A 23,461-nucleotide genomic window follows, 5' to 3' on the forward strand; every position below is an offset into this window, starting at 1 on the left:
CGTGTAAAGGTCGTGTTAAATCCTGGTGAGGCCGGGCAGCTTCCTGCTTCCGTTCTCCCATGCCACACGAAAAAGCGCACCCCAAGGAAGGGGCGCGCTGCGAGGCACCGGGTTAGGCGCCGCGCTTGGTCAGCCACAGGCGGAAGTCGTACATCTCCCCGGCCTGCGCCGTCACGATGTCACGGGCCAGCTTAAGCACGCGGGCGTCGCTGCTCTTCTCCAGCGCCAGCTGCGCCATGTCCAAGGCCGACGAGTGGTGGGGCAGCATGCCCTGGACGAAAGCCTGATCCGGCGTCTTTGAGGTCTTCACCGCGTTCGCCATGCCCGCCATGCTGCTCTTCATCATGGTGGCCATGGCCGCGTCATTGCCGCCGAACGCCGGCAGCAGCTTGGTCATCGTATTGATCTCCTTCGCCTGATCCTGGATGATCAGATTTGCCCACTTCTTGACTGTGGCGTCCTTGCTCACCGGCAGCACGGCGCGGGCCATGTCGATGGCCGTCTGGTGGTGCGGGATCATCATGCTCAGGAAGGCGCGGTCGAAGGCCTTGCCGTTGAGCTTCTGCAGGCCGCTCATATCCATGGACATGCCGCTCATCGGCATCGTGCCCTGTCCCATCGGCATGGCGGCTGGCGTCATGCCCATCTTGGAGTGATCCATCCCACCCATGGCGCCCTGTGCGAGTGCAATGCCGCTCACGAGGGCGGCCGATCCAACCAGAAGAAGTGCAGTTCGTTTCATGTCCTGAACCTAGAGCGGCGGTGTAAAATTCCTGTTAAGCGGGCGGATTTCAAGGTCTGCTCAAGCGGACATGAGGGGTCGGGGAAGCGTTGGGGTGGCCGGTGCCGTCCGACTCCAGCCAAACTGTGGCCCTGACTCCGTCGCCACGCCCCTACTGCCTTTACACGAGGTTTACACAATCCTAGTAGCGTCACGTCCACGTCGGGTGGCTGTACGCCTGCACCGTGGAGGTCGTTACGAACCCAGTCTTTCTGAACATCGGCGGCTTTACCATCGCTTGGTATGGGGTGCTCATCACCCTGGGCATCGTGGCCGGCGTCTGGGTCGGTACCCGGCTGGCCCGGCAACGCGGGCTGAATGTCGACCTCTTCAACGACATCATCCTGTGGATGATCGTCTGGGGCCTGGTGGGCGCGCGGCTGGTATTCGTGCTGACCTCCTGGAACCAGTTCGCGGGCACGCCCTTCCCGCGCATCCTGCTGGATGTCGTGAACCTGCGGGCCGGCGGCATCTCCATCCACGGCGGCCTGATCGGTGGGATTCTGGTGCTGGTGTACTACGCCCGCAAGTACCGCTTCGACTTCTACCGCTACGCCGACCTGGCCGTGCCCGGCGTGGCCTTCGGGATTATCGGCGGGCGCATCGGCAACATCATGAACGGCACCGACACCGTGGGCCGCGTGACGGGTTGGCCCATCGGCTTCCGCTGGCCCGACTCCGCCCGCGCCTTCCACGACGGCGCCTGCGTGCGGGCGGCCAACCCGGACATGGATCTGTCGCAGTACTGCCAGACCATCGGCGGAGTGCAGGTCATGACCGCGCCGGTGCATTTCACGCAGCTGTACGGGGTGATCATCGGCATCATCCTCTCGGTCGCCGCCTACTACTGGCTGCGCTCGCGCAAGTCCGGCTGGGCCTTCTGGCAGTTCTGGCTGTGGTACAGCGTCCTGCGCGCCGGCTGGGAGGAGACCTTCCGCCTGAACCCGCTGCTGCCCAAGACCTATCTGAACCAGGGCCTGAACGCGCCGGGGATCGGGCTGTTCACCGAGACGCACGTCATCAGCGTGGTGCTGATCGTGGTCAGTGTGGTGATGCTGCTGAGACTGCGAAACCGGCCTGACGACCACGCCGTCAGTGGTGAATTCCTGATACCCGACGGTTCGGCGGCCAAGGCAGTCTCCAAACCACGTCTGGAGAAGTTATGAAGTCTGCCCTGAGTCGCCGGTGGATGGCCCTCCCCCTGCTGCTGGCCGCGTGCTCGTCCGGGCCGCTCAACGACGTGCAGACCTTTACCTTCCCATCTGGCGACCACCGGGAAGGGCAGGTGCAGTACGAGCAGACCCCGCCGGCGGGCGGGCCGCACAACCCGACCTGGCAGACCTGCGGGGTGTACGCTTCGGCCCTGTATCCCGAATACGCCGTCCACAGTCTGGAGCACGGCGCGGTGTGGATCACCTACCAGGCGTCGCTGAGCGAGATTCAGGTGCGCGCCCTGGAGCGGCTGGCCGAGGGCCGCACGCACGTGCTGGTTTCCCCCGTGGGACAACAGGCCGCGCCGGTGGTGTTGACCGCCTGGGGCGCCCGGCTCGAGATGCCAGGCACCGGGGATGCCCGCATCGGGGCGTTCCTGAAACGCTATGAGCGGAGTTCGCGATCCCCGGAACCCGGCGCGCCCTGCGCAGGCGGCTACGCGGGGACGATGTGACCGCCCGCGCCCAGCCCGCATCGGTTCGGGAGGTCACATGGCGACCGTCCTGATCGTCGACGACGACCCGGCGATCCTGGAGGTGCTACAGGCCTACCTGCTCGCCGACGGACACCGGGTCGAGACCGAGAGCGACGGGCTCGCTGCGCTGCCCCTGCTGGCCCGCGCCGATGTGGCGGTGATCGACTGGATGCTGCCGGGCATGAGCGGCGTGGAACTCACCGCCTACGCCCGGCGCGACCATCCCCAGCTTCCCATCCTGCTGCTGACCGCCCGCAGCGAGGAGGAAGACCGCCTGCGCGGCCTAAACGCCGGGGCGGATGACTACGTGGTCAAGCCCTTTAGCCCACGCGAGGTGGTGGCGCGCGTGCGCGCCCTGCTGCGCCGGGCCGGGGTCGGTGAGGGGATCGAGGTCGGGGCGCTCTCGCTGAGCCTGACCAGCCGCGCCGCGACCCTGCGCGGGCAGCCGCTGGCCCTGTCCCGCACCGAGTTCGACCTGCTGGCCACCCTGGCCCAGCATCCGGGGCTGGTCTGGTCGCGCGAGCGGCTGATGGAACGCGTCTGGGGGCCGGACTATCCCAGCGTGACGCGGGTGGTGGACGTGCATATCACCTCGATCCGCCGCAAACTGGGGGACGACGCCGAGTCGCCCACCTTCATCGAGACGGTGCGCGGCCTGGGGTATCGGTTCCGGGAGGACTGATCCACGATGCGACTCTTTCCCCGCCTGCTGATCAACCACCTCGCGGTCGTCGCGGTGATGGCCAGCGTGTTCCTGATCGCCGCCGAGGTGGCCGCCCACCCCTTCATCGCCCACCACGTCGATCAGATGGTGGGGTTGATCGGCCCGCAGGGCGCGCGGCTGCGCCCGGATCTGTACCTCGGCATGCGCGGCACCCTGACCTGGGCGCTGCTCACGGCGCTGCCGCTGGCGCTGCTGGTGGCCGCCCTGACGGCCTGGGTGGCGGCACGGCGCGTCACCGCCTCGGTGCGCAGCCTGCAATCGGGCAGCCGCGCCCTGGCGCGCGGGGAGTACGACCGGAGGCTGCCGGAAGCGGGGCTCACCGAGTTCGCCGAACTGGCGCACAGTTTCAATGTCATGGCAGGCACTCTGGGCCGGGTCGAGCAGACACGCGTCGAGCTGATCGGCAACGTCGCCCACGAACTGCGCACCCCGGTCAGCGCCGTGCGCGGCTACGTGGAGGCGGCCCAGGACGGCATCCTGCCAGCCGGGCAGGCCCTGAGCGCGGTGGCGCGCGAGGTCGCGGGCATGGAGCGGCTGGTCAATGACCTGAGCCTGGTCAGCCGCGTGGAGGCGGGGCGGGTCGAGCTGAAGATGACCGACGTGTCCCTGAGTGAACTGCTCTTACAGGTGCAGGAACGCTTTGCGCTGGCCTACGAGGAACGCGGTGTGATCCTGGAAGTGGCCGATCCCCCCTCGTCCCAGACCGCGCGTCTCGACCCCGAGCGGGCCCACCAGATCCTGGCCAACCTGCTGCGCAACGCCCTGCGCCACACCCCGCCGGGTGGCCGGGTGCAGGTGACGGTAAGGGACGGAGAGGAACTCTCGCTGGCGGTGACCGACAACGGCGCCGGCATCGCCCCCGAGCACCTGGAGCGGGTCTTCGAGCGCTTCTTCCGCGCCGACGCGGCCCGCACGCGGGGCGAGGGCAGCGGGGTCGGCCTGACCATCGCCCGGGGCCTGGCCCGCGCCATGGGGGGAGACCTGGAGGTGCGCTCGGCGCCGGGACGGGGCAGCACCTTCACCTGGACGCTCACAATTCCCTGAGGTTCGCGGCGTCGAGAGCCAGGGATGTGAGCGACCCTGCCTGATACACGGACGCTGATCCGGGTCAGGTTAGGGTGCGGATCCTGTCCGCTACGGTAATCTCGATGGTGCCGGGAGAAAGGAGCGAAGGGTGGAGGATCTGAGGGTGCTCACGCAGATGCGGGTTCGGGAGGCGCAAGCGCTGCTGAACGCCGGAGAACATTCAGGGAGTTACTACCTGCTGGGCTACGCCCTGGAATGCGCGATCAAGGTATGCATCGTCAAGACCATTCCCGCTTTCACGGTGCCGGATCGTCGGCTGATCGACAAGATGCACACACACGACCTAGAAGAGCTCCTTAAGCTGGCCCAGCTGTGGAATGACCTCCTCCGTCACAGCGGCACGGACGCGCAGTTCGGGCTGTACTGGGCCGTAGCCAAGGACTGGAACGAACACAGCCGCTACAAAGCCTGGAGCGCGGCGCAGGCCAGGGATCTGCATGTGGCAGTTACGGATGGAGGAAGTGGGGTGCTGCCATGGATTCAGCAACGCTGGTAAACGAGCAGCGGGTGGCCGGCGCAAAGCTGCTGCGGCTTCTCGACCGTGCTCTATTCCCGGTACAGGCGGCCCTCTGGCTCTACGAAACGGAAACGGGCATCTGGCGCCTGATCCTGGCCACGCCGTGGGTTCAGCAGTTCGGGCCTCTGGAAGCCTACCGGCAGGTTCAGCAGACGCTGATGGGCCTTCCGGAAGCACCGCTGCTGCTCAGCCGCGTCCAACTCCTGGCAGACGACGATCCCTTCGTGCAGAGCCTGGCCACGACTCTGCCGCTGAGCGGTTCGGAGCAGCTGGAGGTGCGGGGCGAGACGGCCGGCGCCTTCGAGTTGCCACACGCCTTCATCTACCGCCTGTTGACCCGGGCGGGGGTGTGGAACAACGGCGCTCTGGTGCCGGTCGACCCCCCCGTCTCCACCCGCTCCCGGGCTTTTGTGGACGCCTACCGGCGCGAGCCTCATTTTTTACTGGGCGCGGCGCTGGTCGATATGGAGCGCGAGCGGAGCCTGCGCTCAGCCTGGGATGCGCTGCGGGCGGAGATCCGTGACACCCTGCTCGCCGAACCGTCGACCCGCTCCCGGTTCCTGCGCGAGCGCGGCGACGGCCTGCCGGATGTGTGGGCTTCCGGCCTCTATCAGAGTCAGGGGTACTACCGCCCGTTGCGGCCCGAGACGCCGGACTACTGGCGGCGCAACCGGGACTGGCTTCGCCAGGCTCTCGACCTGGCTGTGACCCACGACGTCAAGTTTCTGTGTCTCTGGACGCTGCTTGACGCCCGGGCTATGCCCGCCGACTTGATCGATACCGTTCGCCTGTTTACCCGGAGCGAGGCGGCCGCCCGGCGGCTGGCGCGCACCCTGGGCAACCCCTACCTTCAGCTGATTCCTCCACTCCTGCACCGTCTGGAGTGGATCGCAATCCAGCAGGAACGTTCAGTTGCCGTGGTGTGGGACGACGACCATGATAGTCGGGGCTTCGAGAATCTGGGGCTGTATCAGGCGCTGCACGGCCAGGGCCATCTCACACGGATGTCTCCACCCACCTTCACCAATACCCGGCATGAGCCCCTGCTCGGCCTCGCAGACGTGCTGTGCTACGTGGCCGGCCGCTATCTTCACGGAGTCAGGATGCGTCAGGTTCCGCCGGATATCGGCGACTGGTGGCGCACCTACGTGTTTCCCAGCCTGCTTTCCTCCGGTGCGCCCGCCGACCAGCGCGCCGAGTGGGCCCTCACAGTGGAACTGGCCCTGGCGCAGTATGGCCACACCGAGGTCAACCCATCGGCGCTCAGGGAGCTGCGCAACCGCTTGGCGCACGATATCGATGGGGCTCAGGTGCAGGAGTGGTTTCCAGAGTCAGGTTAAAGCGGCACCGTCAGGCCCCACGGGTGTACGGGAACCGCACTCTTGCAGTGCGGCCCCCGTCTGACCTGAGTATATCCCATGGGCAGAGTCGTGGGGCAGATGCCGCCCGGGAACACGGTTCGTGTTCCGGAAGCAGACCTGGGTGGGCAGCGCCTGCCCACCCAGGTCTGCCTCTCACCCACTGACCAGGCGCACCATGAGATCTGAAGAGCGCTCTGCAGGACGCCGTGACGGGGGCATGGGAAGGATGGGATCTGGTCGGGCCCGCCACGGCGCCCGGGTGAGTGCCGATAGGAGGAGGAGAAGGGCCAGCGCACTGCCCCACACCACCCAGTCGCCGTACCGCGTGTATAGGGTCTGCCCCTCCCGGACATCGAAGGCGGCCCGGTACGCCCCGCGCTCGCCGCGGGGGGCCCGGAATCCCACCCGGCCCCAGGGATCAATCACCGCGCTGACCCCGTCGTTCCCCGCGCGCAGCAGAAAGCGCCGGGTCTCGATGGCGCGCAGGCGGCCGAGCTGGAAGTGCTGCTCGGCCCCGGCTCCGCGGCCGAACCAAGCGTCGTTGGAGATCACCACCAGCACGGTGGCGCCGGCCCGCACCGCCTGACGGCTGAGCCGGGCGAACACTGACTCGTAGCAGATGCTGACTCCAGCGCGCAGACTCCGCAGCGGCAGTACGTTCAGGGCGCTCCCAGGGGTGACAGTGGTGTAGCCGCTCATCCCCAGGCCTCCCAGCACCGGCGCGTACAGGCCGCCCAGCACGCTGGCGAAGGGCAGACGCTCCCCGAAGGGCACCAACACGCGCTTGTCCTGCCGCCCGGTGACCGCGCCGTCCACCCCGTAGGCGCTGTTGCGGGCCTGACCCGGCACGTCCCCCGGCGCGCCGACCACCAGGGGGATGCGCAGCCGTTGCAGGGCCGGCAAGACCGCAGGATCCGATGGGGGCAGGGGGCTGGCCGTCTCGGGCCAGACCACCAGGTCGGCCGGCCCCTGCCGCAGCGCCCCCTGCGTCAGGCCGAGATAGACCTGCAACTCCTCTTGCGTGCGCCCCTGGGCCTTGCGCCGGGGATCGATGCCGCCCTGCATGAGCAGCGCTGTCCGGGGGGTGGGCACCGTCCCCGGCGTGATCCACAGGCCCCAGCCCAGGCCCGCGCTCCAGACCGCGAGGGTGCCCAGCAGCGCCGGGGCGCGGTACCCGCCCAGCCCGGCCAGGACGCTGGCCGTCCCGGTCACCAGCAGCGTCAGCAGGGGCGCCCCCCCGAGGCTGGCGAGCTGGGCCAGCGGCGTCGGGATCAGGGCGGAGCCGGGGAAGCCCCACGGAAAGGCCAGCGGGCCGAGGGTACGCAGCGCCTCGAGCCCGACCCAGGCCAGGGGCAGCGCCAGCAGGGTGCGCGGGCCGAAGACCACGCGGGTCAGCGCCAGCGGCGCGGCCCAGCACAGGGCGGCGGCGGGCAGCACCAGCACGGTCAGGACGCCACCCAGCGGCCCCAGCACGTCCGCCATGCTGCGCGGCAGCCAGGCCAGGTGGACAGTGAAAAAGCCCAGGGCGAACCAGAAGGCGCTCCGGAACGCCTGCGGGCCGCCAGCGCTGTGGGCCAGGCGGCGGTGCAGGGCGGCCAGCGGCAGCGGAGCGAGCGCGGCCAGCGGGGGGAGTGCGAACAGCACGCCCAGCAGCGCCCCCCACAGCGCGTCTCCCAGCGCCGCCGGCCAGGGCGCAGGCGTCAGGCGGGTTCGCCAGGCCCGGAAGGTGGTCGGGGTCGTCACGCGCCGCACGCTACGGCGGGGCTGTTCAGGTGGCGTTAAGGGTCGGGGACACCTTTACACGGTGCCAACACGGCGTGGCTACCCTCGGCGCATGACCTCGCCTCCACCCGATCCCCGGCGGGCGCCACCCCGCCGCCGCCAATCCAGCATCTGGCCCGGGATTCTGCTCGCCCTGGCCGTCGGGGGCGGCGGCGTCTGGCTGGTCAGCTCGCTGGCCGAGCGCCCCGGCGCCGCCCCCATGGATCCGGCCATGCCCGTGATGCCCGGCATGTCGGCGCCCGCCACCCCGGCCGGGCGATGATGGGCCCGGGCGAACCTCCGAACCGCCTGGCGCGTTCCCGGCGCCCAGACGCCCGACTGATCCGGCGCTCACGGATTATCGCCGGCCTGGCTCTGCCCGTGTTCCTGGGGCTTGGGGGGGCGTTTTTCAGGCTGGGTCTGGCCGCACCTGCCCCGAAAGACACGCCTCCCCCGGGCCGCGGCACGCTGTGGAGCGCAGATGGCCGGATCCTGGCGGGGGGGCCGCTGGAGCGCCGGCGTACACCGCAGGACGGTCTGGCGGCGCCCGTACTGGGCTTCGTGGGGGTCTCAGGCGGCCTGGAGGGCGCAGAGCGGGCCCTGGACGGCCCATTGCAGCGGGGAGAGGACGTCACCTTGACCCTGGACACGCGCGTGCAGGGGGCGGTCGAAGACATCCTGGCCGAGGCGGTGCGCCGCACCTCGGCGCAGTACGCGACCGCTGCTGTGCTCGACACGCATACGGGCGAGCTCCGCGCGCTGGCGTCGGTGCCGGGCTACGATCCGGCGGCCTGGCGCACGGCGCCCCCAGAGCGCTGGCGCAACCGGGCAGCGCTTGATGAGTACGAGCCAGGCAGCGTCCTCAAGGCCTTGATCGTGGCCGCCCTGCTCGACGCCGGACTGACTACCCCGGAGACGCGGTATGACACACCTATGCGCCGCCAAGTGGCGGGCGCAACCATCGGCGACCTGGTGCTGCACCCGGACACTCTAACTACCCGGGAGATCCTGCGCTACTCCAGCAATGTGGGCATGACCCGGCTGGTCGACGGTGTACCGGCCGAGCTGTTGCGGCGTGCCTTGGCAAACTATGGTCTGGGGCAGCCGCCGCGCATTGGTGTGCCGGCTGGCGACGGCGTGCTGCGGGACGCCGCCGACTGGAGCGAACTCTCACAGGCCACCATGGCCTTTGGGCAGGGCCTGACCGTCACCACGCTGCAGCTTGTGGCCGCGTTCAACGTGCTCGCCACCGACGGGCGCTACGTCACGCCCCGGGTGCTCGCTGCGGCCCCACTACAGACGCGGCCAGTGCTGCGCCCGGCCACCGCCGCCCAGATGCGCGAGGTGCTACACGGAGTGATCGACGAGGGCATCCGCACCAAGGCGGCGCTGCCCGGTTACCACGTGGGCGGCAAGACCGGCACCGCCCAGGTGGTGGTGGGTGGACGCTACAGCCCGGACGTCTTCTCCTCGACCTTCGCCGGCTTCCTCCCCGCTGCCCGGCCGCGCTTCACCGTGGCGGTGATGGTGCGCGGCGCCCAGCGTGAGTTCCAGGGCTCGCAGCTGGCGGCGCCCATCTTCCGTGACATCTCCGGGGTGCTGTTCTCGCTCTACGCGCTGGCGCCAGAGGGCGCGGACGTCCCTGAAGGGGTGCGCAGCGAACCTTGAGCCACTGCCGACCCCGAAGCGAGTTGCGGGTCTCATCAGCTCAACGCCCAGAATCGGTGGATGGCCATGCCATTGCGTGCCCCTTGATGGGCCTGCGTGCCCACGCTCTGAGCAGCAGATGCTTAGCCAGGCCAACGGGCGCCGTGCCTCCCTGTAAGGGGTCACACTCTTCCTCAACCAGGCAGTGATTCCTGCTCGTGGGCACCCTGTACGCCGCTCGCGGGTTCCGCTTCGCGCCGTCGGATGACGGCGGCGTGCGCCAGGTGGGTCGGGCGCTCCCGGCCAGGCGGTGTGCCACCGCAATCCGCTGGATCTGGAAGGTGGGGCGTCAGCGGTCGGGGCCCATGCACCTGCATGGGCCCCGACTGCTGACGACTGAAAGCTACTGCCGGTGGGCGGGGTGGGGATCCTCGCTGAGCCACTGCTGATGCACCTGCTCGTGGCTCAGCTTCAGATGAACGTGCTCGTCAACGTGATCGACCGCGCTGACGGGCAGCCAGTGGGCCTGACCGGAGTCGTCGTTGGTGAGTTTCAGATAGTCACCGTCGACGCTGTCGACCTGGCCGTGATGCTGGCCATCGGCGCAGGTGACGGGCATGCCGGGCTGGATGTGGGACTGCATATTCATAGGGTGCCTCCTGAGCCGTCAGCCTAGTCGCGGCTTCCCAGCAGCCTGATGAGCCACAGGGCAAGTAACCTTCATATCTGAGCAGACTTACATATGAGTGGTAACTCAGGTATACTTGCAGGATGACCGCCTCGCCCCTTGCGCCAGACGACGCCTCCCCATCAACCCGCCTGACCTATTTCGTAGACGGGATGGATTGCGCAAGTTGTGTGCAGAACGTCGAACGCATGATCGGGATGCTCCCAGGTGCCAGCGGCGTGAAAACCAGCTTCAACAAACAGACCCTGGAACTCCAGCTGGACGAGGCCATCACGGGGCGGAGTACCCTGGAAAAAAATCTCAAGGCTCTGGGCTATGAGCCGTCCGTCCTGGCTGATGCCAGCGCGCCAGCGGTTCCCGAGTCCCACGCGGGTCGCGATCATAGCGGGCATGATCACGCCGACCACGGGCATGCCCATGAAGCCCTGAAACCGGGCCAACCCTGGTACACCACCGGTCAGGGCAAACTGGTGGTGACCTCGGGCGTCCTGCTGGCGGTGGCCTGGCTGCTGAGTTCGGTAGAACCCCAGTTTGCGACCTATGGATTTATCGCCGCGACCTTGATCGGCGTGTGGCCGCTGGCGAAGAAAGCCGTGGCCAGCGCCCGCTTGGGCGACCCGTTCAGCATCAACATGCTGGTCAGTGTCGCCGCCCTTGGCGCGATCCTGATCGGCCAGGCGGCCGAGGGCGCCGTGGTGGTGTTCTTCTTTGCCGTGGGCGAACTGCTGGAGGGGATCGCCGCCGGGCGGGCGCGCGCGGGCATCCAGGCCCTGGCCGCGTTGACCCCCAAAACCGCCCTGCTGGTGGACAACGGGCAAACCCGTGAGGTGCCCGCCGACGCCCTCGCGGTGGGGCAGAGCGTGCAGGTCAATCCCGGCGCCCGTGTGCCGGCGGACGGCACCATTCTGACGGGAACCTCCAACCTCGACGACTCCCCCGTGACCGGTGAGAGCGTACCGGTCGTGAAAACCGTCGGCGACAGCGTCTACGCCGGGAGTATCAACACCGATGGCGTGCTCACCCTGCGGGTGGACAAGGCGGCCAGCGACAACACCATCGCCCGCATCATCCACATGGTCGAGGAGGCCGAGGGCTCTAAGGCCCCCACGGCGCGCTTCATCGACCGCTTCAGCCGCTCCTACACGCCGGGCGTGGTGGCGGTCTCGGCCCTGGTGGCCCTCGTCCCACCGATTTTCCTGGGCGCCGAGTGGTACCCCTGGCTCTACAAGGGCATCGCGCTGCTGCTGATCGGCTGTCCCTGCGCGCTGGTGCTCTCCGTGCCCGCCGCGATCACCAGCGGCATCAGTGCCGGCACCCGGCGTGGCCTGCTGATCAAGGGGGGCGCCGCCCTGGAGGCCATCGGGTCGGTCAAGACCATCGCCTTCGACAAGACGGGCACGTTGACCGCAGGCAAGCCGCGCGTGACGGATGTGGTCGGGGTGGGGATCGAGCGGAACGAGGCGCTCCGCCTTGCTGCCGCCGTGGAATCGGGCAGCAGCCATCCGCTGGCGAGGGCCATCACCGACGCGGCCACGCAGGACAAAGTCACGGTTCCCCCGGCAACGGATGCCCAGGCCATTCCCGGCAAGGCGGTCACCGCCACCGTCGAGGGCCGGGCGCTCAGCGTCAGCTCGCCTCGTCACGCGGCCACGCTGACGACCCTGAGCCCCGACCTCGGCCGACAGATCGCCGCCTTCGAGGAGCAGGGCCGCACGACCGTCGTGCTGCTGGACAGGATGACTCCGCTGGCCGTGATCGCCATCCGCGACGAGCCCCGACCGGATGCCAAAGCTGCCCTTGCGCGACTGCGTGATCTGGGCGTGAACACCGTGATGCTGACCGGCGACAATGCCCGCACCGGGCAGGCCATCGGCCGTGACCTGGGGGTCGAGGTGCAGGCCGAGCTGCTGCCGGAAGACAAGCTGAAGACCATCGCGGAGCTGAAGACCCAGGGCGGCGTGGCGATGGTCGGCGACGGCATCAACGACGCGCCCGCGCTGGCGCAGTCGGACGTGGGCATCGCCATGGGCGGCGGCACCGACGTCGCGCTGGAGACTGCGGACGCCGCCCTGCTGCGCGAGCGGGTGATGGGCGTGGCCGAGCTGGTGCAACTCTCGCGCGACACTATGGTCAACATCAAGTGGAACATCGCCTTCGCGCTGGGTCTCAAGGCCATCTTCCTGGTCACCACCTTGCTGGGCTACACGAACCTCTGGATGGCGATCCTGGCCGATACCGGCGCCACGGCCATCGTCACGGCCAACGCCCTGCGGCTGCTGCGCTGGAAGGGCGGCAGAGGCCTGTCCACGCCAGGAGGCACAGCGCCCACCTTGGCTCGTAGCGGAGCCTGAACGTGCCCGCTGAAGGTGACATTCCCCTGCCCATCATCCTCTACACCGTGCCGGGCTGCGCCGACTGCGAGGCCATCAAGCGGCTGTTGACTCACAACGGCGCACTTTTCACCGAGAAGAACGTGCGGGGTGACCCGCAGGCGCTGGCAGAGATGCAGCGGCGCGCGGACGTGCGGATCGCCCCGGTCACGGTCATCGGTGATCAGGCCTTCTATGGCCCCTTCGACGAGCAACGTCCCCGCATTCTGGCGGCCCTTGCGGCCGGTTCCCCGTCCCTTTGAGCTCCCCCCTGCTTCAAATCCTGTCGCTGACACTTATCCCGGTGGTGGCCACGATTCTAGGCGGCACACTCGCCAGTGTCCGCACCCCCAGCGCGACGCTGCGCAGTCTCGTGCAGCACTTCGCGGCGGGGGTGGTCTTTGCGGCCGTGGCCGGCGAGCTGCTGCCCGAGATCACGCGGGGCCATCAGCCGCTCGGCGTGGTGATCGGCTTCGCCCTCGGCGTCGGTCTGATGCTGATCATCCGGCAGTGGGCGGAGCGGCTGGAAGGGTCAGCGAGCACGCCCAGAGGCACCACCGGCCTGATCACGGTGGTTGGCATCGACGTGCTGATCGACGGCCTGCTGATCGGCGTGGGCTTCGCGGCGGGCGCGCGGGTGGGTACCCTGCTGGTGGTCGCCCTGACGCTGGAACTGCTGTTCCTGGGCGTCTCGGTGGCGGCCAGCCTGAGGCAGTCGGGCCGCTCCAGAGGCCGCACCATCGGCACCGTGAGCGGTCTGAGCCTGCTGGTGATCGTCGGCGCCCTGATCGGCGGCCTGCTGCTTCAGGGGCTCTCCGGGCTGGCGCTGGAGATCGTGCTGTCCTTCGGCGCGGCCGCGCTGCTGTTCCTGGTCACCGAGGAACTGCTGACCGAGGCGCACGAGGTCAGGGAAACCCCGCTGATCACCGCCTCGTTTTTCGCGGGCTTCGTGGCGCTGTACTTGCTGGAACTGGCGTCGTGAGGGGACGGCGACGGCAGGCGGCGTTCCTGGTGCCCACCAGTGGGCTGGTCGACCTCGCCGTCGCGGTGCTGGCCTTCAATCACCAGCACCTCGTGCTCGCGCCGGTGTACGGCGCCCTGGGTCTGGGACTGCTGGTCGCCCACGTCTGGCGGTGGCGCTGGGCGCCGCAGTGGTGGGACGTGGTGGGCCTCAGCGTGGGGCTGGGCCTCGCGCTGGGGATTCTGTCGGCGGAATGGCGGGCGGTGTGGTGAGTCGGCGCGTTCCCTGGGACCCTGACCGGCACTCGGCCTGCTCACGCCCGGCGCTGGCGAGTTTCCTCCGGCGGAAGACCGACGGTTTGGGTCAGTCAATGGCTCTGCAGACCTGCCGGTGGCTGGCCCAGGACAGCCGCCGCCGCACCTGGGCAGGCCACGCCGCCGGTTGGTGGGTACACCACCGGGCCGGTAGCCTGACATGAGGGAGGTCTCCCGATTCGCCTCCCGGCTGGCCAGTCGCGGCGCCAGCGCGCGGACGCGTCTGCTGTCCATGGGCGGAGCCGGACTGGGGGTCTACCTGCTGCTGCCCGACGCCTGGCCGTGGTTCTTGCAGGTGTTGCTGGCCTGGGACGCCGCTGCCCTGGTCTTTTTACTTCCCACCTGGTGGATGCTGGTGGGCGCGGACGCGGCCGAAACCCAGCAGCTGGCCACCCGTGAAGATCCTGCCCGCGCCAGCGCCCGGGGGCTGCTGCTGGTGGCGAGCAGCATGAGCCTGGTCGGGGTCGGCCGGGGACTGGCCGAGGCCGGACAGCTCGGCGGCACGCTGGAGGTCGTCCTGACGGTGGGCAGCCTGCTGGCGGTCGCGCTGTCATGGAACACTCTTCACACCGTCTACACCCTGCATTACGCCCACCTGTACTACGCGGGCCGCCAGGGCGGGGTGGACTTCAATCAGGACGTAGAGCCGGCCTACCGCGACTTCTTCTACCTGGCCTACACGGTGGGAATGACCTACCAGGTGTCGGACACGCCCGTCAGCCGCGCGGCCCTGCGTTTCGAGATCATCAAGCACGCCCTGCTCGCTTTCGTGTTCGGCACCGTGATCGTCGCGTTCTCGATCAATATGGTCGCGGGGCTCTTGAAATGAGCAGCGCCGGCCTGTGATGTGGCGTCCCGGTTCGGGACGCCACATCACAGGCCGGCGACCCCGATGCTCCTGAGACCCGCGTTCAACCGCTCACGGGTCAGCGCGCCCCGGTCGAGATACTGCACCACCCCCTGACGGTCGATGAAGACGGTCTCGGGAATGCCGGAGACGCCGTAGTCGATGGCCGTACGCGCGCCTGGATCGCGCAGGGTCGGATAGGTCAGGGCGAACTCGCTCAGGAAGTCCCGGGCGTTGGAGTCGCTCGTTTCCTGAAACAGGATGCCGATCATGGCCAGGCCCCCGGGCGCGACCCGCTGATCGCTCAGTTCCCGGAACAGCGGAGCCTCCTGACGACACGGCGTACACCACGATGCCCAGAAATTGATGACCACCGGCCGGGTTTGGAGGCGGTCGAGGCGAACCGTGCTCCCGTCCAGGTCTCGCAGCGTGAAAGGGGGAGCCGTCTTCCCGATGAGCGGCCCCCCGGTGGTGGCATTCCGGGTGGGACTGAGCAGCGTCGCCGCGAACACCGCTGTCAGCGTCGCCGCGAGCAGCGGCGGCAGCAGTCGCCGCCACAGGGGCACAGGAGCCGGGAACGCCTCGGGCATCATGCCTCCCTCCGGCGCCCTGCGAGACGGGGCGGCCCGACCTGAGGGGTGGCGGCCGCCACACGGTTTACCCTCCGGGGTGGCATCAGCGTGGCGACCGCGCCCAGACAGATGATCAGGGTGCCCCACCAGATCCACGAGACCAGCGGGCTCTCGATCAGACGCACGCTCGCCCACCGCCCAGCAGGGTCGGCGGCCGTCATCAGCAGGTAGGTGTCGCCCAGCAGGCCGTAGCGCACCGCCGGGGCCGGAAAGGCGGTGGAACCGCTCTGCAGGTAGGTGTTCATGCGGGCCTCGAAGGGCCGGCCGTCGATCAGCACCTGCGCCACCGTCGACTGCCCGTTGGGCCGGGCGCGGCGCTGGATGGCCTGTAGACTCAGGGTCTCGTTGAGGAGCCGCACCGGCGGCCCGGCCACGGTGAGCGTGATCTGGGCGTCCTGCCGATACGCCCCGCTGAAGGCCAGGCCCAGCGCCATCACGACCAGCCCGAGGTGGGCCAGATGGGCGCCCTGACGGCGTGGCTGCTCCCGCAGCAGGGCGCCCAGGCCGCCGGCGCGCCCGGCCGCTACACGTTCCCGCTGGGTGCGCCGCGTCAGCAACGTCAGCCCGGCAACGTTGTACGCTGCCAGCGCCACCGTGCCCAGTACGCCCCACGCGCGCACGCCGAGAGCCAGCGCCACCAGCGCGGCCCCGAGACTGGCCAGGCCCAGGGGCCACAGGGTGCGCCCGAGACGCGCTCCGCTCACCCGGCGCCAGGGCAGCAGCGGCCCCACGCCCATCAGGAGCAGCAGGCCCAGGCCCAGCGGAATGGCGAAGGCGTTGTAGAAGGCAGGGCCGACCGAGGCGTCGCGCCGGCCCTGCCAGGCTTCGACAAAGGTCGGGAAGAGGGTGCCCAGCAGCACCATGAAGGCGAACACCAGGAAGATCCAGTTGCCGGCCAGGAAGGCGCCCTCGCGGCTGACGGGTTCGGCCAGGTCGGCGTCGTCGCGCAGGCGTGGTGCCCGCCACGCGGCCAGAGCGATGCCGGATACCAGCAGCAGCGCCAGGAAGCCCAGGAAGACCGGGCCGATGGGCCCGCCCGCGAAGGCGTGCACGCTCTGCACGATGCCGCTGCGGTTCAGGAAGGTGCCCAGCACGGTGCTGGAGTAGGCCAGCACGATCAGCCAGACGTTCCAGGAACGCATCAGGCCGCGCCGCTCCTGGATCTGCACGCTGTGTAAAAAAGCCGTGGTGATGAGCCAGGGGATAAGGCTGGCATTCTCGACCGGATCCCAGGCCCAGTAGCCGCCCCAGCCCAGCGTCTCGTAGCTCCACCAGCCGCCAGCCACGATGGCGGCGGTCAGGAACGTCCAGGCCACCAGCGTCCAGCGGCGGGTCACGGCGACCCAGTGGTCGCTCAGGCGGCCCGTGACCAGCGCGGCGACCGCGTAGGCAAAAGGGACGCTCAGACCCACGAAGCCCAGGTACAGCAACACCGGATGCACCGCCATCATCCAGTGGTTCTGCAGTAGGGGGTTGGGCCCCTGGCCATCGGCGGGTAACTGGCTCACGGGCGTGAAGGGACTGGCGACCCCGGCGCACACGCCCACGAAGAACAGCAGGCTGACGAACATGGTGCCCAGCACCCAGGGCCGCAGCGCGTCCTTGCGCAGGGTCAGGCTGAGGATGAAGGTGTAGCCGGCCAGCAGCCACGTCCACAGCAGCACGCTGCCCGCGAGCGCCCCCCACAGGCTGGTGATCTTGACCCAGGTGGGTGAGGCGCGCATGGAGTGCTCGGCCACGTAGCGCACCGAGAAGTCGTCACGCAGCAGCGCCACCATCAGGATCAGCGTGGCCAGCGACACCAGCGCGAAGACCGCCCAGGTCGCCCGGCGAGCCGCCTCGGTGACCCGCGCGTCCGCTCTCCAGCCGCCGATGACCGCCAGGCCCAGCCCGGCCAGCGTGAAGGCCAGCGCCGCGAGCAGGCTGAGCTGCCCCAGGGCGCCCAGGGGGCTGGAGGTCAGGGAGATCAGGTTCAGCATGGGTCACCTCCAGAGAATGCGGAGGTCTGGCTGCCCCGCACCCTGGATCGGACGTGGCCGGGGTGGGGCCGCCCGCCGCATGACGTCAGCGTCCTGGATGTCATCTCGCCACGGCGCCACCCGGGCCACGGGACGGTGAGCGGACGTACCGGGGGGGTGGCCTGCTCAATCGGCTGGGCACGGTGCTCAGCTGTGGATCTGTGAAACCCGGCAATGCCGCTGTGCCCAGGGTGGTCGGTGAACTCCCCTCCACCTCGGTGGCGCCGACAATCTGGAGGCGGGGCTGGGCGGACGCCCGGCACAGGCGGCGTGGTGTCGTCCGGACGTGCCCGTCGGGCGGGGCTGATGCCTGAGGCGCCCCGCACCTGTTCGTGCGCCCGTCCAGTTTTCATGACCATATCCAATCCGATTCCGTCCACCTTCCCCCAACGGAGGGGCGGTACTGGCCCCTCGTCGTGTCCACCCTTCACAGACGGTAGACGTGCCCGACTCACAGCAGTCGGTTCCACATCTGAAAAGATGTTCATGCATTGAGTGTAGAGCAGACGGGGAGCAGAGATCGGGGCAGGCGTCCTGGGTGCAGGATGTGGCCATACACGGCGGTGCTCGAAGAGCCAGTGAACTGACGCCTGCCCCGCGCCTCTCCTGTACCCCAGCCGCCTGATCAGTGGGTGAGAGCCATCGCCGTTCCTGCGAAACAGGCCAGGGGTCACGCGCCGCCGCGCCTTCAAACGGCGGTGTCGGGGTACCTCGTGCCGGCCAGCACCCGCGGTGGAGGGCACGCGCCGTGTGGGGCGACCCGCCAGCAGAGAAACCCAGGCGCGTGGACGTGTGGATCACCCTGGTCAGTGTCGTCGGCGACGAGATGTTCGATGGCCCCGCAGATGGGCAGCGTCCCGCCTTCTGACTGCAGGAGGTTCGCCCACCTGACCCTGCTGGACTCCTGTTCAGCCTCAGAGTGCCGAGACGGCATGCCGCGCCCTGATGATCACGACCAGAAGCGCCACCAGCACTCCCTCCAGGGTGGTGGTGACGATGCCGAATGCGTCCCACGCCTCGATTTCACCCGCCTCCGGGCCGAACCAGGGGACGCCCACCGTCCGGGTGACGACATAGAGGCTCGCAATCAGAAGATTCCCGGCAATACCAGCCCAGTAGTACGGCACCTCCAATGAGCTGCTCCCCACGCGGGGGAAGGGATCACTCTGGGCCGCCCTGGTCTCGAAAAACCGGAGCAGCAGGAAGCCGCCCCAGACGAACTGCGCGGCCGTGGTCACCAGAAAGAACAGGCCGTACCCGAACCACTCCGTGAAGTGTGCGCCGGTCACCCCCCCGTGCAGGGCGGCCGCCAGCATGGACAGACCCGCCGCCAGAGGCAGCCGGGCATCAGTGAATGAAGAGGGGGGCGCAGTCACGGACAGAGGCGGAGCAGGGTGGTGCCCCCCGCAGCGGTGGACTCCCGGCGCGTCAGGCAGGGGCCTGCCTGGTGCCACGCCCTGCGCCGTGCATGGGCCTCGCGGCTGCCTCTGGTCAATCGCCCCTCATTGGTCACCCCGGCGGAACCGAGCCCCACCCACCGCCGGTAGGCGATCAGTGTGCTCCTCCGGTTCATCAATCCGTACATTTCATTCCTCACCTCCGCTCGAATGGAGCCACTCTGAATTCTGTTGACAAAGCCGAGGCTCGTGTGCACTTGAGTTAAGTTGAGGGAAGGTCACCTTCCGGTGCTCCCCCCGCCTGTCAGTCAGAGACCAGGTGCTCTGTGGGCTCGCAGATCAACTCATGACATAGGAAGCACCGGTTGATACGGTAACGCCGTCTTATGCGAAGCTTCATGTTGCCTATCGCGCTCTCAGCCGCCCTTCTGTGTCTGGCCAACGCCGCGACCATCCAGGTCGAACGTGGGGACACTCTGACGCGGCTGGCTGTGCGCCACGGCACGACCGTCACGGCGCTCGTCCAGGCCAATCCCGAACTCCAGCCTGACCGTCTGCGTCCAGGGCAGACCCTCCAGCTGCCTGAGGCAGCGCCCAGCCGCACCGCAACGCGCCGCCGGGGAACGGCCGTGGTGCGCCCAGCCTCCATCCGGGTGCAGGCCACCCTGCCGGTGCAGGGGCGGCTAACCACCCCCGCGAGCGCCCTCCACACTGGCCTGGATCTGGCGGCACCGGCCGGCACCCCAATCCGCGCGGCGCTGTCCGGCACGGTACGGGAATCGCGCTTCGATGCCCGATATGGCTGGGGGTGGACCGTCGTCGTCGACCACGGCAACGGCACGTCCACGCGGTACAGCCACAACAGTGCCAATCTGGTGCGTCCGGGACAACAGGTTCGTGTCGGGCAGGTCATCGCGCGGGTGGGCAGTACCGGCAACAGCACCGGGCCACATGTGGACTTCCGGGTGTATCAGGCCGGCGTGCAGGTCAACCCCTATAGCATCTTCTGACTGCCGCCTGCCGTGTCCCGCCAGGCCAAAGTTAGGCTCTGTGATGGCATCTGTCCTGTGACATCTGAGCAGTTATGCATATAGACTGTCGGGGTGTCACTTCTCGCCCGCCACCACCGGGCAGCCCTCCTGCTGCTGGGGCTGCTGCTGCTCGACCTGATGCTCAAGGCCTGGGCGGTGCGCACGCTGCCGGGCCTCGCTCCGCAGCCGCTCGTCCCCGGGGTGCTGGCCCTGGGCTACACCCTGAACACCGGCATGGCCTGGGGGTTGCTGGGCGGGCTGACCCTGCCACTGGCCGGACTGCGGCTGCTGGTGGGGGCGGGCATCCTGGCTGGGCTGCTGCTCGGCCGGGTGCCCCGGGGCCTCCAGGGGCCGCTCGCGCTGATCGCGGCAGGCGCCCTGGGCAACGCGGTGGACGGCCTGACCCGGGGCGCCGTCGTGGACTACCTCACCTCGCCGCTCCTCGACCGGCTGAGCGGGGTGCTCAGCGGCCGGCCCTTCCCGATTTTCAACCTCGCCGATGTGTTCGTCAGCGGCGGGGTGCTCTGGCTGCTGGTGCAGAGCGGTTGGTCAGCACGGCGCTCCCCCCGATCGGCGCTGCCCGCCGACCCTCTGCCCGGCCACCCCACCAAGGAGACCTCATGAAACAGCTTGCCCTGATCGCCCTGTCTGCCGTGCTCGCGTCGTGTTCCAGCGGCAGTGAGCTCAAGGACGTCAAGAGCTTCAAGTTCGAGGGCGGCGCCCACCAGGCCGGCCGCGTGGCCTACGAGCAGACGCCCCCGGCTGGCGGCGCCCACAACGGCGCGTGGCAGAATTGCGGAGTCTACGACCGCGCCCTGTACGACGAATACGCCGTGCACAGCATGGAGCACGGGGCTGTGTGGATCACCTACAAGGTGGGCACCCCGCCCGAGCAGATCCAGGCGCTCAAGACCCTGGTGAACGGGCGCACGTATACCCTGCTCTCGCCTCATGAGTCCCAGAGCGCACCCCTCGTGCTGACCGCCTGGAACAAGCAGCTGGAATTGCAGAGCGTGAGTGACAAGACGATCAGGGCTTTCTTGCAGGCGTACGAACAGGGCGGCGAGGCCCCGGAGATCGGGGCGTCGTGCAGCGGCGCGTACCAGGGTACCGTGTGATATGGCGGGGTTGACCTGGGCGGGTGCAGGACTGGGGACAGTGGCCGCTCTGGGAGCGCTCTGGGCCGCGGTGCCCCGGTCACCGGGCGAGGCCAGCCCGGAGGTGAGTTTCGCCCGCGACATGAGTGCCCACCACGCACAGGCGGTGGACATGAGCGTCATCCTGCTCAAACGCGCGGCTGACCCGGCCGTGAGGCTGCTCGCACAGGACATCCTGCTCACCCAGCAGGCGCAGATTGGGCAGATGGGCGGCTGGCTGATGGCCTGGGGGCGGCCCCTGAACGGTCGGGACGCCCCGATGGCCGGCATGTCCCCCGCGCAGATGGGGCTGGCGTCGGCTTCGGACGTGGCGCAACTCCAGGAACTGCCGGTCGGCACCGCCCAGACGCGCTACCTGACCCTGATGCGTCGGCATCACCAGGGGGGCGTGGCCATGGCGAGGTCGGCCCTGAAGACGGTGAAGCGGCCGGAAGTCCAGGCCTTCGCCCGGCGGGTCGTGAGTGCTCAGAACGCTGAAATCCAGGCCATCGACGCCCTGCTGGCCGCCCGAATGGCGAAGCAGGCCCCCGCTGTGCCCGAGATGGACGGCATGCCCCATGAGTGAGCACGCCCACAGCCACGGAGCAGGCGCCAGCACCCGGCAGCTGAGCGTGGCGCTGGCGCTGACCGGTACCTTCCTGATCGTCGAGGTCATTTACGGCTTCCTCTCCGGCAGCCTGGCGCTGCTTTCGGACGCCGGGCACATGCTCACCGACGCCCTGGCGCTGGCCCTCTCACTCTTTGCCATCCGCATCGGGCAGCGCGCGGCCGACCGACAGCGTACCTTCGGCTACCGCCGCGCCGAGATCCTGGCGGCAGCGGTGAACGCCGGGGTGCTGTTCGCGATCGGGATCTACATCTTGGTTGAGGCGTACCGGCGCTTTCAGGAGCCGGTCGAGGTGCAGACCACGCCGATGCTGATCGTGGCGGCGCTGGGATTGATCGTAAATCTCGTCAGCGCCCGCCTGCTGGTCGGGGGCAGCGAGTCCAGCCTGAACGTGAAGTCGGCCTATCTGGAGGTCATGGGCGACCTGCTGGGCTCGGTGGCGGTGATCGCCGGGGCGCTGCTCATCCGCTTCACGGGGCAGACCTGGATCGATCCGCTGCTGGGGGCCTTGATCGGCCTGTGGGTGCTGCCGCGCACCTGGACATTGCTCAAGGCCAGCGTGAACGTGCTGATGCAGGGTGTCCCGGACGGCGTCGATCTGGACGTCCTGCGGGCAGATCTCGCGAGCCTGAGGGGGGTCTCCGAGGTTCACGACCTGCACGTCTGGAGCGTGACCAGCGGGGTACATTCGCTGACTGCCCACCTGGTGGTCTCCCAGCCGCCGCCCGACCTACTGGCACAGGTCAACTCAGTCGCTGAGCGGCACGGCATCGAGCACAGCACGGTACAGTTCGAGGGGCCGGACGCCCACGCGGGCGACCACAGCGGGGCCCTGCATCCGTGACTGACTTGCCCCATCCGGCCCCCCGCTCCTGGCCCCGGTCGCTGCTGCTGGTTCTGGTGGGCGTGGGGGGGCTGGTGGCGACGCTCCTGTTTGCCCGCCTGAACACTCCGCAGGAGTTTTATGGCACCGCCTACCCGGCAGGCCGCGTGGCGCCCACACTCTCGGGCACCGGGGAGGACGGCCGACCCCTGGCCCTGGGTGCTCTGAAGGGCAGCGCAGTGGCGGTCTTCTTCGGCTTTCTGCAGTGCCCCGCCATCTGCCCCACGACGCTCGCGTCCCTCGAACGGGTGCGTCAGGCATTGCCGCCTGGACAGCGTGACCGTTTCCAGACCCTGCTGGTGTCGGTCGATCCGGCGCGGGACACGGTGCCGAAGCTGCGCGGGTACGTCCGCTTCTTCAGCCCCTCGGCCCGGGGGCTGATCATCCCCGAACCGCAGCTCCGGAAGACCGCCGCAGCCTGGGGCGTGGCCTACGAGTATACCGACGTCACCGGGCTGCAGGCATATCAGGTCAACCACACTACCGGGGTGTATCTCATCGACCCACAGGGGAAGCAGCGGGTGGTCTGGGACATCTCGCAGCTGACCAATACGGCCCGCATCGCGGCTGACGTGCAGACGGTACTGCGCTGACCATGACCCTTCCATCTCCCCCGTACACTGATCGGATGATAAGCAGTTCTCAAGGGGACATCTGCGAGGTGCGCTGCGTCCACCCGGAAGCCGTCCAGAAGGCTCGGCAGGCCCTTCCGGACGCCGGGTGTGTCGAGCAGGCGAGTGCCTTCCTGAAACTGGTCGGCGATCCCACCCGCCTGAGACTCCTGAGCGCGCTGAACACGGGGGAAATGTGTGTCTGCGATCTCTCGGCGGCGGTGGGCATCAGCGAGAGTGCGGTCAGCCATCAGCTCCGGTTGTTGCGTACCGGCCGGGTGGTGACCTTCCGCAAGGAGGGGCGGGTCGCGTACTACCGCCTGCTCGACCACCACGTCACCACCCTGATCGACAATGCGCTGGAACACGCCCGCGAGTAGGC

Annotated in this window: 26 protein-coding genes; 20 read left to right on the forward strand and 6 right to left on the reverse strand. The window is 68.8% G+C overall.

Features of this window, described 5'->3' with window-relative positions:
• Nucleotides 1-112: 112 nt before the first annotated feature.
• Nucleotides 113-742: a DUF305 domain-containing protein gene (locus U2P90_RS18575; RefSeq protein WP_322474854.1), complete on the reverse strand. Its 630-nt coding sequence runs from the start codon at nt 740-742 to the stop codon at nt 113-115.
• 224 nt (nt 743-966) lie between these two features.
• On the opposite strand from U2P90_RS18575, the gene U2P90_RS18580 reads away from it, so the two are divergent.
• From U2P90_RS18580 to U2P90_RS18605, 6 genes are all read left to right on the forward strand, one after another.
• Nucleotides 967-1,947, forward strand: coding sequence for a prolipoprotein diacylglyceryl transferase (locus U2P90_RS18580; protein ID WP_322474855.1), 981 nt, complete (start codon nt 967-969; stop codon nt 1,945-1,947).
• Complete coding sequence (locus U2P90_RS18585; RefSeq protein WP_322474856.1) at nt 1,944-2,447, forward strand: DUF3105 domain-containing protein; 504 nt, start codon at nt 1,944-1,946, stop codon at nt 2,445-2,447. Before U2P90_RS18580 ends, U2P90_RS18585 begins: the two co-directional genes overlap by 4 nt.
• A 37-nt stretch (nt 2,448-2,484) precedes the next feature.
• Nucleotides 2,485-3,150 (forward strand): response regulator transcription factor, encoded by a 666-nt coding sequence (locus tag U2P90_RS18590; RefSeq protein WP_322474857.1) that lies wholly within the window; start codon nt 2,485-2,487, stop codon nt 3,148-3,150.
• A 6-nt stretch (nt 3,151-3,156) separates the two neighbouring features.
• Entirely contained in the window at nt 3,157-4,236 is a 1,080-nt protein-coding gene (locus tag U2P90_RS18595) for a sensor histidine kinase (RefSeq protein ID WP_322474858.1), read from the forward strand.
• Between the two features lie 130 nt (nt 4,237-4,366).
• Nucleotides 4,367-4,774: a hypothetical protein gene (locus U2P90_RS18600; protein WP_322474859.1), complete on the forward strand. Its 408-nt coding sequence runs from the start codon at nt 4,367-4,369 to the stop codon at nt 4,772-4,774.
• On the forward strand, nt 4,753-6,135 hold the full coding sequence (locus U2P90_RS18605) for a DUF3800 domain-containing protein (RefSeq protein WP_322474860.1): 1,383 nt from the start codon (nt 4,753-4,755) through the stop codon (nt 6,133-6,135). The genes U2P90_RS18600 and U2P90_RS18605 overlap by 22 nt, the downstream gene beginning before the upstream one ends.
• 174 nt (nt 6,136-6,309) lie before the next feature.
• Here the strand turns inward: U2P90_RS18605 and lnt are convergent, their stop codons facing one another.
• Complete coding sequence (gene lnt / locus U2P90_RS18610) at nt 6,310-7,899, reverse strand: apolipoprotein N-acyltransferase (protein WP_322474861.1); 1,590 nt, start codon at nt 7,897-7,899, stop codon at nt 6,310-6,312.
• 91 nt (nt 7,900-7,990) lie between these two features.
• Between lnt and U2P90_RS18615 the strand changes: the two genes are divergently transcribed.
• Both U2P90_RS18615 and U2P90_RS18620 read left to right on the forward strand, forming a co-directional pair.
• A complete protein-coding gene (locus U2P90_RS18615; protein ID WP_322474862.1) occupies nt 7,991-8,200 on the forward strand; it encodes a hypothetical protein in 210 nt (69 codons plus the stop codon).
• Between the two features lie 98 nt (nt 8,201-8,298).
• Complete coding sequence (locus U2P90_RS18620) at nt 8,299-9,585, forward strand: penicillin-binding protein 2 (RefSeq protein ID WP_322474863.1); 1,287 nt, start codon at nt 8,299-8,301, stop codon at nt 9,583-9,585.
• A gap of 382 nt (nt 9,586-9,967) precedes the next feature.
• Here U2P90_RS18620 and U2P90_RS18625 read toward each other — a convergent pair whose 3' ends face one another.
• Nucleotides 9,968-10,207: a DUF2171 domain-containing protein gene (locus U2P90_RS18625; RefSeq protein WP_380101732.1), complete on the reverse strand. Its 240-nt coding sequence runs from the start codon at nt 10,205-10,207 to the stop codon at nt 9,968-9,970.
• 128 nt (nt 10,208-10,335) lie between these two features.
• Here U2P90_RS18625 and U2P90_RS18630 point away from each other — a divergent pair, with 128 nt between their 5' ends.
• From U2P90_RS18630 to U2P90_RS18650, 5 genes are all read left to right on the forward strand, one after another.
• Complete coding sequence (locus tag U2P90_RS18630) at nt 10,336-12,603, forward strand: heavy metal translocating P-type ATPase (RefSeq protein ID WP_322474864.1); 2,268 nt, start codon at nt 10,336-10,338, stop codon at nt 12,601-12,603.
• Between the two features lie 2 nt (nt 12,604-12,605).
• The gene (locus tag U2P90_RS18635) at nt 12,606-12,884 is read left to right on the forward strand and encodes a glutaredoxin family protein (RefSeq protein WP_295814134.1); all 279 of its coding nucleotides are present in this window, start codon (nt 12,606-12,608) and stop codon (nt 12,882-12,884) included.
• On the forward strand, nt 12,881-13,603 hold the full coding sequence (locus tag U2P90_RS18640; protein ID WP_322474865.1) for a transporter: 723 nt from the start codon (nt 12,881-12,883) through the stop codon (nt 13,601-13,603). The genes U2P90_RS18635 and U2P90_RS18640 overlap by 4 nt, the downstream gene beginning before the upstream one ends.
• Nucleotides 13,600-13,854, forward strand: a complete 255-nt coding sequence (locus U2P90_RS18645) for a hypothetical protein (RefSeq protein WP_295814129.1) — start codon at nt 13,600-13,602, stop codon at nt 13,852-13,854. Before U2P90_RS18640 ends, U2P90_RS18645 begins: the two co-directional genes overlap by 4 nt.
• Nucleotides 13,855-14,056: 202 nt before the next feature.
• Nucleotides 14,057-14,725 (forward strand): DUF1345 domain-containing protein, encoded by a 669-nt coding sequence (locus U2P90_RS18650; RefSeq protein ID WP_322474866.1) that lies wholly within the window; start codon nt 14,057-14,059, stop codon nt 14,723-14,725.
• A 44-nt stretch (nt 14,726-14,769) separates the two neighbouring features.
• On the opposite strand, the gene U2P90_RS18655 is transcribed toward U2P90_RS18650, so the two are convergent.
• From U2P90_RS18655 to U2P90_RS18665, 3 genes are all read right to left on the reverse strand, one after another.
• The gene (locus tag U2P90_RS18655) at nt 14,770-15,336 is read right to left on the reverse strand and encodes a TlpA family protein disulfide reductase (RefSeq protein ID WP_380101736.1); all 567 of its coding nucleotides are present in this window, start codon (nt 15,334-15,336) and stop codon (nt 14,770-14,772) included.
• Entirely contained in the window at nt 15,333-17,354 is a 2,022-nt protein-coding gene (locus U2P90_RS18660) for a heme lyase CcmF/NrfE family subunit (RefSeq protein WP_322474867.1), read from the reverse strand. The genes U2P90_RS18655 and U2P90_RS18660 overlap by 4 nt, the downstream gene beginning before the upstream one ends.
• A gap of 953 nt (nt 17,355-18,307) precedes the next feature.
• Nucleotides 18,308-18,769, reverse strand: a complete 462-nt coding sequence (locus U2P90_RS18665; RefSeq protein ID WP_295814122.1) for a hypothetical protein — start codon at nt 18,767-18,769, stop codon at nt 18,308-18,310.
• Between the two features lie 419 nt (nt 18,770-19,188).
• Between U2P90_RS18665 and U2P90_RS18670 the strand changes: the two genes are divergently transcribed.
• The 7 genes from U2P90_RS18670 to U2P90_RS18700 all read left to right on the forward strand — a co-directional run bounded on the left by U2P90_RS18670 (nt 19,189) and on the right by U2P90_RS18700 (nt 23,459).
• Nucleotides 19,189-19,800, forward strand: a complete 612-nt coding sequence (locus tag U2P90_RS18670) for a peptidoglycan DD-metalloendopeptidase family protein (protein WP_322474868.1) — start codon at nt 19,189-19,191, stop codon at nt 19,798-19,800.
• Between the two features lie 93 nt (nt 19,801-19,893).
• Nucleotides 19,894-20,445: a signal peptidase II gene (locus U2P90_RS18675; RefSeq protein WP_295814119.1), complete on the forward strand. Its 552-nt coding sequence runs from the start codon at nt 19,894-19,896 to the stop codon at nt 20,443-20,445.
• Nucleotides 20,442-20,939, forward strand: coding sequence for a DUF3105 domain-containing protein (locus tag U2P90_RS18680; protein ID WP_295814116.1), 498 nt, complete (start codon nt 20,442-20,444; stop codon nt 20,937-20,939). The genes U2P90_RS18675 and U2P90_RS18680 overlap by 4 nt, the downstream gene beginning before the upstream one ends.
• A 70-nt stretch (nt 20,940-21,009) precedes the next feature.
• Complete coding sequence (locus tag U2P90_RS18685) at nt 21,010-21,543, forward strand: DUF305 domain-containing protein (RefSeq protein WP_322474869.1); 534 nt, start codon at nt 21,010-21,012, stop codon at nt 21,541-21,543.
• Nucleotides 21,536-22,429, forward strand: a complete 894-nt coding sequence (locus U2P90_RS18690) for a cation diffusion facilitator family transporter (RefSeq protein WP_295814110.1) — start codon at nt 21,536-21,538, stop codon at nt 22,427-22,429. Before U2P90_RS18685 ends, U2P90_RS18690 begins: the two co-directional genes overlap by 8 nt.
• Nucleotides 22,426-23,061: an SCO family protein gene (locus U2P90_RS18695; RefSeq protein ID WP_295814106.1), complete on the forward strand. Its 636-nt coding sequence runs from the start codon at nt 22,426-22,428 to the stop codon at nt 23,059-23,061. The genes U2P90_RS18690 and U2P90_RS18695 overlap by 4 nt, the downstream gene beginning before the upstream one ends.
• 35 nt (nt 23,062-23,096) lie before the next feature.
• Nucleotides 23,097-23,459, forward strand: a complete 363-nt coding sequence (locus U2P90_RS18700; RefSeq protein ID WP_295814103.1) for an ArsR/SmtB family transcription factor — start codon at nt 23,097-23,099, stop codon at nt 23,457-23,459.
• Nucleotides 23,460-23,461: the final 2 nt, after the last annotated feature.

The sequence above is a fragment of the Deinococcus sp. AB2017081 genome, assembly GCF_034440735.1.
Classification (GTDB): Bacteria; Deinococcota; Deinococci; order Deinococcales; family Deinococcaceae; genus Deinococcus; species Deinococcus rufus.

Coding starts and splice junctions, on each gene's coding strand:
- U2P90_RS18575 (WP_322474854.1), bottom strand. CDS start 742: ATGAAACGAACTGCACTTCTTCTGGTTGGATCGGCCGCCCTCGTGAGC.
- U2P90_RS18585 (WP_322474856.1), top strand. CDS start 1,944: ATGAAGTCTGCCCTGAGTCGCCGGTGGATGGCCCTCCCCCTGCTGCTG.
- U2P90_RS18590 (WP_322474857.1), top strand. CDS start 2,485: ATGGCGACCGTCCTGATCGTCGACGACGACCCGGCGATCCTGGAGGTG.
- U2P90_RS18595 (WP_322474858.1), top strand. CDS start 3,157: ATGCGACTCTTTCCCCGCCTGCTGATCAACCACCTCGCGGTCGTCGCG.
- U2P90_RS18605 (WP_322474860.1), top strand. CDS start 4,753: ATGGATTCAGCAACGCTGGTAAACGAGCAGCGGGTGGCCGGCGCAAAG.
- U2P90_RS18615 (WP_322474862.1), top strand. CDS start 7,991: ATGACCTCGCCTCCACCCGATCCCCGGCGGGCGCCACCCCGCCGCCGC.
- U2P90_RS18625 (WP_380101732.1), bottom strand. CDS start 10,207: ATGCAGTCCCACATCCAGCCCGGCATGCCCGTCACCTGCGCCGATGGC.
- U2P90_RS18630 (WP_322474864.1), top strand. CDS start 10,336: ATGACCGCCTCGCCCCTTGCGCCAGACGACGCCTCCCCATCAACCCGC.
- U2P90_RS18650 (WP_322474866.1), top strand. CDS start 14,057: ATGAGGGAGGTCTCCCGATTCGCCTCCCGGCTGGCCAGTCGCGGCGCC.
- U2P90_RS18655 (WP_380101736.1), bottom strand. CDS start 15,336: ATGATGCCCGAGGCGTTCCCGGCTCCTGTGCCCCTGTGGCGGCGACTG.
- U2P90_RS18660 (WP_322474867.1), bottom strand. CDS start 17,354: ATGCTGAACCTGATCTCCCTGACCTCCAGCCCCCTGGGCGCCCTGGGG.
- U2P90_RS18670 (WP_322474868.1), top strand. CDS start 19,189: ATGTTGCCTATCGCGCTCTCAGCCGCCCTTCTGTGTCTGGCCAACGCC.
- U2P90_RS18680 (WP_295814116.1), top strand. CDS start 20,442: ATGAAACAGCTTGCCCTGATCGCCCTGTCTGCCGTGCTCGCGTCGTGT.
- U2P90_RS18690 (WP_295814110.1), top strand. CDS start 21,536: ATGAGTGAGCACGCCCACAGCCACGGAGCAGGCGCCAGCACCCGGCAG.
- U2P90_RS18700 (WP_295814103.1), top strand. CDS start 23,097: ATGATAAGCAGTTCTCAAGGGGACATCTGCGAGGTGCGCTGCGTCCAC.